The 8,645-nt window shown below is 39.6% G+C and carries 8 protein-coding genes and 1 pseudogene; 3 read left to right on the forward strand and 6 right to left on the reverse strand.

Going from position 1 to position 8,645, the window contains the following annotated elements:
• Positions 1-339 precede the first annotated feature (339 nt).
• Positions 340-1,542: a macrolide family glycosyltransferase gene (locus AC1DVK_RS19095; protein ID WP_477627136.1), complete on the reverse strand. Its 1,203-nt coding sequence runs from the start codon at positions 1,540-1,542 to the stop codon at positions 340-342.
• A gap of 984 nt (positions 1,543-2,526) precedes the next feature.
• Between AC1DVK_RS19095 and AC1DVK_RS19100 the strand changes: the two genes are divergently transcribed.
• On the forward strand, positions 2,527-2,895 hold the full coding sequence (locus tag AC1DVK_RS19100; protein ID WP_477627137.1) for a tyrosine-type recombinase/integrase: 369 nt from the start codon (positions 2,527-2,529) through the stop codon (positions 2,893-2,895).
• Positions 2,896-3,182: 287 nt separating this feature from the next.
• On the opposite strand, the gene AC1DVK_RS19105 is transcribed toward AC1DVK_RS19100, so the two are convergent.
• Genes AC1DVK_RS19105 through AC1DVK_RS19115 form a run of 3 tightly spaced genes read right to left on the reverse strand, consistent with a single transcriptional unit; the run spans position 3,183 to position 6,849 of the window.
• Positions 3,183-4,259, reverse strand: a complete 1,077-nt coding sequence (locus tag AC1DVK_RS19105) for a Ger(x)C family spore germination protein (protein ID WP_477627138.1) — start codon at positions 4,257-4,259, stop codon at positions 3,183-3,185.
• A complete protein-coding gene (locus AC1DVK_RS19110; protein WP_477627139.1) occupies positions 4,256-5,350 on the reverse strand; it encodes a GerAB/ArcD/ProY family transporter in 1,095 nt (364 codons plus the stop codon). The genes AC1DVK_RS19105 and AC1DVK_RS19110 overlap by 4 nt, the downstream gene beginning before the upstream one ends.
• 20 nt (positions 5,351-5,370) lie before the next feature.
• Entirely contained in the window at positions 5,371-6,849 is a 1,479-nt protein-coding gene (locus tag AC1DVK_RS19115; RefSeq protein ID WP_477627140.1) for a spore germination protein, read from the reverse strand.
• A gap of 95 nt (positions 6,850-6,944) precedes the next feature.
• Here AC1DVK_RS19115 and AC1DVK_RS19120 point away from each other — a divergent pair, with 95 nt between their 5' ends.
• Both AC1DVK_RS19120 and AC1DVK_RS19125 read left to right on the forward strand, forming a co-directional pair.
• On the forward strand, positions 6,945-7,115 hold the full coding sequence (locus tag AC1DVK_RS19120; RefSeq protein WP_089362298.1) for a universal stress protein: 171 nt from the start codon (positions 6,945-6,947) through the stop codon (positions 7,113-7,115).
• Between the two features lie 509 nt (positions 7,116-7,624).
• Positions 7,625-8,104: a hypothetical protein gene (locus AC1DVK_RS19125; protein ID WP_089362299.1), complete on the forward strand. Its 480-nt coding sequence runs from the start codon at positions 7,625-7,627 to the stop codon at positions 8,102-8,104.
• 72 nt (positions 8,105-8,176) lie between these two features.
• Here the strand turns inward: AC1DVK_RS19125 and AC1DVK_RS19130 are convergent.
• Both AC1DVK_RS19130 and AC1DVK_RS19135 read right to left on the reverse strand, forming a co-directional pair.
• Positions 8,177-8,425, reverse strand: a pseudogene (locus tag AC1DVK_RS19130) (IS3 family transposase); the annotation flags it as partial.
• 16 nt (positions 8,426-8,441) lie between these two features.
• On the reverse strand, positions 8,442-8,645 hold a 204-nt coding region (locus tag AC1DVK_RS19135; protein WP_318686989.1), incomplete at its 5' end, for an IS3 family transposase.

The following is an 8,645-nucleotide window of genomic DNA, read 5'->3' on the forward strand; positions in this document are numbered from 1 at the left end:
GATGGTATTCAAGAGTCTTTAATGCAGAGCAGCCCACTGCGGAACCATACAAGAAGTTGGCAAGCAATTCCCTGGACGAATGCTGCATTCATAAATACCAATTCGGATTTCCCCCCGCTACCCACAAAAAACAAAGGATTAAACTGCATTTGGCCAAACTTTCACAAAGTCTCCGTGATTTTCATTAATGAACCTCAAATTCTCTTTTTCTAATCCATATCGTTGTGAGCACAATCTAGCGTTTATAATAGTTCCTGTTTCATTACTTAATTAAAAACAGAAGTTGCCGAAACAACTAAAAAAAGCCGCCAATAATGGCAGCTGAGGAAATCTTTATATTTATATATCATATTGGCTTTTAAATTGGAAAATCTCATCGACAGCTTGATGATACCCACCCGATTTTTGAAAGGATTCACTAATATTTGAAACAGCTTTATGGAAGGATGGGTGGTTTAACAAATGATCTACCGCTTCATTAAGTTGATTTGCCGTCAAACTTTGCATTTGTAATTGAATACCTGCTCCTATATTGGCAACTTGCTTGGCAATTACCGGCTGATCCGCACTTTGCGGAATTACAATTAGCGGAACCCCGTAGTAGAGACCCTCATTGGTACTGTTCATTCCACCATGAGTGATAAATAATTTCGTGTATTTCAGCACCTCAGTTTGTGGAACATAATTTTTCACAATGAAGTTTCTAGGAATCTCCCCCAAGTCAGATATTTGAGCATTTTTCCCGATAGACATCAAGACAGTATGATCAGTGGCCTCGAATGCCTTAAAACATAGCTTATAGAAATCAATTTCTTGGTTAAAGACAGTACCCAGTGAAATGTAAATTGGGCTTTTTCCTTTGATTGAAGTAAGGTCGAGGTTTTCTTGCTTTAATCGTGTGGAGATGGATGGACCAACAAATTTGTAAGTTTGGTTGAATACTTCTCCGAAAGGTTGAAACTCCCTAGTTGTATAAATGATTGTAAGTGGTGCAGGATTACAAAAAACTTCGTAAGGAGAATCGATCACCACATCATATTTTTCCTTCACCATTGCCGTCAGGCTTTGAAATTCATCGTATATAGGTTTAACTCTTTCTGTAGGGATTTTTTTAGAAAGTTGTTCCAACATTTTATCGAATGATGCTTTTGTCTGCGCAAAAGATGTACAAGAATTAATTGCCGGAAGTTTAAGTATTTCTGCAAGTAAATATCCACAACCAAACATGGAATCGTGGATGATATAATCAAAATGTTCTCCTTCGATTTGCTTCAGAACACTAGGTATCACGACATCTGCTGTATGCAAAAGACCGTTGATTCTTTCGAGTAAATAATTTCTTCCACCAGAGATAAAGGCTTTTACGAATTTTTCACCGTCTAATGTTCGTACAGTAGCTCCGGTCTTCTCAATACGCTCTCGAAAAGCTTCTATCGTAAAGTACACCACCTCTTCTCCACGCGAAATAAGCTCATGCACAACTCCAATAGTTGGATTGATATGTCCTTCTGATCCACCATTAATAAATAAAACACGTGCCATTATAACCACTCCTTAAGTAAAACGTTCACTTGATTTTGTAAGAGTATGGGGCACTGACCCATACCTTTCTCAACTATGTTAAAACTCCGTGGGTTCTTTTAGCAAGTGCAATCAAGTATCATTTTTAACTAAATTGCCCTGTTTAGTGAAAATCCTCACACTCTCTTCACCATTACCGATTTTCTTTAAATTGTTTTTCAATTACCTGTCCCAATACTAAATAAGAAAAAACATATAAACGGCCTACTTAGGGTTATACGCTTCAAGCATTACTGATTTCCCCATTAACTAGGTCACCTCTTAATTAAGAACAGTTAAATCCCAAGTTACAAGAACGATTATATATGACAGAAAAGAATGGACAAAATCCTTTTTCAGGTTTTAGCGATGTAGACATGCTACAGTGGTTTCTTCAACGGCGAGAGCATTTATAACTGCAACATGAAAAGTCCACCCGCACCTTCTAAGCCTATGAGCGAGAACTTCTTCAATTTATTGAACAATTACCCACTTATTCAATGGAAATCCATGTAGACTTGGAAAAAGTTGTGGAGGGTACCCTTTTTAAATCTTTATCTAGCCGGCACATTCGAAGGTAAAAAAGCCCCTATGTCTTAACAAAAGGAGCATATTCCGTTGCCACATTTTCCAGAAAGACAACCATCATTAAGAGTTTTTTGAAATTCCTGTTCGGAAGCAGGCTATATCACGGAACCTATTCATGAAGGTTTCTTTAATGTTCATAAAGATGATCGGCCCAACGGGATTTGGGACCAAAGGAAATCATTCAGCTACTTGATCACTTCAGGGAAATTAACCACCCCATCGTTTTTTCGATTATTCATATCCTAACGATGACAGGCATGCGTAATGAAGAGTTTAAAAGACTCCGGGTCAAGGATCTTCAATATGATTCCATTTCCAGTACGTTTTTTTTAGAGGTCCTAGGTAAGGGAGTAAAAAAAGGCAAATACCATTGAAGGAATGAATAGTATTCGAATGTTCCGTTCCGCTAGAGGCATCGACGATATAGATGCAGCAGAAGGAGACGAACCTCTCTTTACGACCAATACCGGCCGTGCCTACTCTCCCTCTTATTTGTCTCAATTCTTAACAAAAGTCATAAAAGAGAGTGGATTGCTCTTTTTGAAGTTCCGTTCTTCTTCCGTTGGTCCTCATACCTTTAGGCATGCTTTCGCCATCATTTCTCACTTAAATGGAGTTAATGTCTATCAGATTATGAAGAGTCTGGGCCATGAGCAGCTATCCACTATAGAAGTTTATTTGCAAAAGGTTTTTGAAAAAGAACGCCATGCGATTCATTTGTGTAAATCAGATGTGTTTGGAGAGTAAATATAATAGAAGAAAGTTGTCCTATTTAGAGAAGTTTTTGAAGCATATCGCTGATAACTAAGAACTTCTTCGTAAATTTGAACAATCATTTCCTTGGAATCGTTCATGGTTATACCGCCTAGTATATTATGTTTAGGCTCTTTATTTAGAGCACATATTCTTCTTGCTTTTTCTGCAAAATATAGTCCAATTACTTGAATTAAATTGAAAGGGTGGGGAAAAAAGGGAGCGCTTCAAGGGGACTAATTTAGATCCTTTTGGGTCGCTCCCTTTTTTGACGTCACTTTCTATTCGGTGATGCCGGTGTTCACAATACGAACCTTCATATAAAATTGAACAGGAACGGTTGGGTAGCGGTCTTTCCATGCTTCTTTATCAAAGTTCCGAAAATGGCTCCGGACTTTTTCGCCGATTCCGAGCGGATCAATCTTTAGCTCCTGAAATTTCCTCATCATTTTTTCCGCTCTTTCCGTCGTCTCTTTGCTCCATTCCTGCTCCACTTCTTTCATAGTGTTCCCTTTCTTCAACACGCTGGAAGCATCTTTAACCTCTCCTATCACCGAGACATGAACCGACACCCGCGGATTGTCTTGGCTGCCGGACACTTTATATTTCACTTTGGATCGAATATTTTCAGTAGCAATGTACTTTTTATTTTTGAAGCTTATTTCATATGTGCCTGTTTTAGTCTTTTCGTAAAAGAGTTTAAATATATAACTGTCCTTATTGGAAAGCTCTCCTACGTAGAGATCATCCTTAAAAAGAGCGAGACCTTTATATTGAATATGATCGTCTTTTTTCCTAATAATAGGTAGAAAAGGATCTTGATTGAACCCTTCATATTGATCCAGGAAAGCATGAACAGTTGGCTGAGGAATAATATCCTTCAGATTTCTCTCCATGAAATCGGAAAGATATTCAGCAGATGTCGGCGCATTAGGATACTCAAAAGTTAACAGCTCCTCTACGCTGCCGTCGACGACCGCCATGTAAACATCTCTGCCAATATCGGTAGAGCGTCCAAGCGGATCAGCAAGCTCGGCAACTCCGTGTTTTGCCAGCTCTTTACTAATCAAAAAATTTTGCAAACGTCCCGTGGCGAGCTTTCTTTGGGCCTCCATCTGCTGCTTTTGTAAGATGTCTAGAATGGTATGTCCGACCGCCGTAAAGAAGGCATTGAGCGGCTTAACATCTAACCCCGCAGGATAAAAAGGAGCGGTGGCTGTTCCCTTCATCCGGTCCCCGTCCACATAGTCATAACCAATGGCCGAAACGTGCTGGATATCTTCAAGTATCTTTGTTTCAATGGAATAATTGAACAGCAAGATGAGCGTAAAGATGCTCCAAAAGAGGTACTTTTTCATGACGTTCGCCTCATTTTACTTTTAATCATTTGGTAAAAGAAGAGAAATGGAATATAGGCATAAATGACGTAAAGACTCACGAAGCCAATTATTGTATTTAGCTGCTCGATCTGCTCGCGGTTTTTCAAGAGAACAGCCACCACAGCTGTCATGATGAGTACTACAATAAGGCTTTGTTTTTGCTTCACGGTAAACAGCTGCTTCAGTCCTCTCGTGCCGGCCCAAATAAGCAAACAAACACTATTAAGTACGTTAAACAGCCAAATGGAGATCCCCATAAACTCAAATCTTTCAAGAAAAGGAAAATCAGCAATTTTCCAAAAAGTTAATGTCGGCCAAATCGACTCAATTAATTGAGCCTTAGTAAAGTACATAAGGGAAACGATCATTATTACTAAATAACAAAAAGTACTGAACGCCGCTCCATAATGCACCCACTTTTGCGAGCATGGAGCATTTTTTATAAAAGGATAAAAGAAAAAAAGTGTTTCAAATCCCGTTAAACTATACGTCATCTTTTTAGAGGCGGATAAGAACTCAACTGCCGTATGATCCAAAATAGGCAAAAGATGAGAAAACTGCACGTGCCGTAATGGGAACTCTAACATTATAAAAAATATAGGAGTCGTTAAGATGAAACTGAGGAAGCAAATCCCAACAACGACTCGAAAGCCTCCGATTACATACACATAAACGAGCGATGAAAGAATCAGGGCCATATACCATGTTTCCAATTGCGGAAAGATCCAGACTTGAATCAATTCGATATAATTACGGAACACAGAGACAGCCAAAGTCAGCAAATAAACAATCAAAGCCAAACTGAGGAGCCCTCCAAGCCCTTTTCCAAACAGTTCCTTGTGGATAACAGTAATATCATTCGTTCCTTTATTTAATATTTGATAAATCATCCACAAGACAATGTGAATCGAGAGACCGGCGATAATAACAGCAATCCAGGCATCATTGCCCACAGCTTTAACAATATACCGTTGAAAGCTGAAAACGCTCAAGCCAAATTGCGCCGAGACAATAAGATAAAAAACAAAGAAAGGAGAAACTTTCCGGCTCTCCGGCGGTAAGGGCAGCATACAGCGCCTCCATATGCAATTTAGTCGTCAATATCCCAATCTTTTTTTTGCGGAGCCTCCTGCTGAAATCTCACACGGTCTTTTGCTCTTATTTGGAGGGGCCGTGGTGCTTGCTTGGTGAATGGCAGTCGAATAATAGAGTCTTTAAAATCCTCCACGCGCAAAGGATAGATCGGCTCAAGAAAAGGACGACCGAGAGAAGTCAGCTTTAATAAATGAGACATAAGAAAAGCAAAGCAGACGGCGACTCCGATAAGGCCTAGCAGCTGGGCAAGCATGATAAATGGAAAGCGAATCAGGCGGATCGCGTTGCTGAGCTGGTAGATAGGAGTAGTGAAAGAAGCAAGTGCGCCTGTGGCCACGACAATAAGCAGTACATTACTTGTCAAACCTGCTTGAACAGCCGCTGTTCCGAGCACAATTCCGCCTACAATCCCAATCGTTTGGCCAATCTTTGTCGGCAGCCGAGCGCCTGCCTCCCGCAAAAGCTCAATCGCCAATTCAAGGAGAATAGCTTCCAAAAAGGGTGGAAACGGAATACTTCCCCTTGATGTAATCAGCAAGCTCAGTACATCCCTGGGGATCATTTCATAATGATAAGTTAAAACGGCTACATAAGTCGATGAGGCTAAAACAGAGAAAATAACCGCAAAGAGCCGGAGAAGCCGGAAAGCGGATGCGACATTCCAAATGGAAAGATAGTCTTCAAATGCGGCGAAATATGTAATTAATGATACGGGACCTGATATCGCAGTGGGCGATCCGTCCGAAAAGATGGCAACTTTCCCTTCAGCTAGTACTGCGGCAAGCCTATCAGGCCTCTCTGTGTCGATGAACTGTGGGAATGGAGAGTTTTTATTATCGGCGATCATTTGGCTGAGAAACGAACTGTCTACAATTTCATCGTATTCAATCCCTTGAATCCGCTGGATGACCGTATTCACGTTTTCCGGGTCAGCGATTCCTTTCACGTACACGACCGCGACCCGGGTTTTTGATAACTTACCGACCATCAGTTCTTTTACCTGCAGCTCGAGAATCGGCAGGCGTTTACGCACGAGATTTAAATTTGTATCGAGTGATTCAACAAAAGCTTCCTTCGGCCCAACCACTGAGTATTCCGTTTCCGGAGTGGATACTTGCCGCTTTTCGACGGCTAGTGCCGGAACAGCCAGGCAGGCAGGCTGCCCTTCTTTCTTGTAAAAAATCAAATTTCCAGTCATTAATTTATCTTGAATATCCGGTATATTGTCCGTAATAGAAAGATCCCCGATTGATAGCTTTTCTTTTATTTCTCCTAAAGTATAAAGCTTATCTTCTTTAACTGTAGGGAGAATATCGTGGTGAATAATCTCTGGTTTAACTAAAGTTTTAAAATAGGCAATGAAAAAGGGAGAGTTTTCATGGAGCCTGAAAGTAAGAAAGTCTGCTGACTCTCCGCACGCTGTTAAAAGCTTGGCAAGCTCGCTTTTTTGAAAAGCTGAATCTGGTTTCCGCATTGGAAATTTAACACCTCCCTTTGATATTGCTCTGGGGAAAAGTAAATTCGATAATTTTAATATGGATATAGCAAACAATATTTATACACTTATCAATGTTGAATAACATAGGGCTTGGTAAACTACACAAGAAAGGAAGATATGTATTTTTTAAAAAAATCTTAGTAGCATTTGATGGCTCGACGACTTCGTCTCATGCCCTGCATCATGCAGCTAAATTAGCCAAAAAGAAGGTTGGATCTGAAAAGTTGACGATACTGCAGTGAATAAAGATCTTCCCTTGCAAGAAAACATTTTGAATGTCAATCTAGACCAACTACTAGATGAGGAAAACAAGGAGATCATAACCCCTGCAATCCAGTTAAATTTGGAATTTCCAGACTGGTGCCCGGCCTCAGCATACGAATCCTTGCGAACTCCATTGAACGATTATTGAATCAGTTCCATAAGGTCTTCAGCGAGAAGTGGAATAATTGTACACCAAGCTCATTGCGGAAATACTAATACATCCATCGGATGGAGATCCTTAATAGTAAACGAGCAGATGACACTTATACCGTATACCCAAATTTACAGTTCTCCTTGTCCTATTGTGTTATTAAAGACTGATTTTTCATGAATTTTACCTTTTAAATGGACAGTCGTAAATAAAGAACTATATAATAGGCAATTAATGGACTATTACTCCGATATTAGAACGTTTTGTAACTCTAGAATATTTACGATAGTCCAGTAAAAAAATTCAAGTGCAAACTTTCATGAGAGGGGTTATATTATGTCTGAAGATATGAATGCAAAACCCGAACTTGAAGATTTTGAAGTCGAAAAAGTGTTTGAGAATCGTGTTCATGAGCGACACGCATTCGCTTTTAAGGTCGAAGGCGATGAATTCAAGGGGCATTTTCATGATGATGAGATCTATTGGCTCCACCCACACCCGAAACAAATGATTGGTGAAAGTAAGGTAGAAACAATTGAATCTACCATACAATCATTAATGCGGCACAATGGAATTCCAAAAGAGATTACAGACCTTGAATTAAAACCAGCATTTGAAGACCGGGTACATGAACGCCAACAATTTTCTTTGCAAGTGCAAGGAGAGGAATACAAAGGATTTGTTCACGAAGGAGAAATACAATGGTTCCATCCTCAGCCCAATCAAAAGATTGAGGATGATCTTATTGATGTAATTGAAACAGAAATTCACCAAAAAGTAGCAAAACAAGTAAATGACAGCAAAGAGAATGTTTAGCATTAGGGAGTATAAGAAAGGAGGTCTCTGTTATAAACTGTACCCTATGTAAAGGACAATTTTAAAAAAAGGTTAGGCTATCTCTAGAAGATGATCTCTGTATTGAACAGGGGTCATCTTTTTTAAATCCCACTGATATCTATACTGGTTATAATAAGTCATATATTCTTTGATTTCCCTTCTTAACTCCCCTAAAGTCTGGCATGGCTTTATATAAGCTTCGTCCTTAAAATGTCCAAAGAATGATTCTTGCGGGGCATTGTCCCAACAAGTCCCCCTTCTGGACATAGACTGGCCCAATTTATACTTTTTTACTAACTGGATTGTCAACACTAAATCAAACAACTTTTTTAAGGGATAATTTTTTATATTCTAGAGGACTTAAGTAGCCAAGAGTTCCATGAATTCTTAGCTTATTAAACCAGTTCACATAGTCTCCAAATTCGAGCGTTAGCTGGGATAAGTTCGTAAACTTTTTTTGATTGGCGAACTCAGTCTTAATGATTTTAAAGGTCGCTTCCGCGACGGCGTTATCATATGG

It is taken from the genome of Peribacillus sp. P4_B1, assembly GCF_056402395.1.

Bases quoted from the DNA above. Each gene is read 5' to 3' on its own strand.
- AC1DVK_RS19120 (WP_089362298.1), top strand. From the start codon at position 6,945: ATGTTGAATAACATAGGGCTTGGTAAACTACACAAGAAAGGAAGATAT.
- AC1DVK_RS19115 (WP_477627140.1), bottom strand. From the start codon at position 6,849: ATGCGGAAACCAGATTCAGCTTTTCAAAAAAGCGAGCTTGCCAAGCTT.
- AC1DVK_RS19100 (WP_477627137.1), top strand. From the start codon at position 2,527: ATGAATAGTATTCGAATGTTCCGTTCCGCTAGAGGCATCGACGATATA.
- AC1DVK_RS19105 (WP_477627138.1), bottom strand. From the start codon at position 4,259: ATGAAAAAGTACCTCTTTTGGAGCATCTTTACGCTCATCTTGCTGTTC.
- AC1DVK_RS19095 (WP_477627136.1), bottom strand. From the start codon at position 1,542: ATGGCACGTGTTTTATTTATTAATGGTGGATCAGAAGGACATATCAAT.
- AC1DVK_RS19125 (WP_089362299.1), top strand. From the start codon at position 7,625: ATGTCTGAAGATATGAATGCAAAACCCGAACTTGAAGATTTTGAAGTC.
- AC1DVK_RS19110 (WP_477627139.1), bottom strand. From the start codon at position 5,350: ATGCTGCCCTTACCGCCGGAGAGCCGGAAAGTTTCTCCTTTCTTTGTT.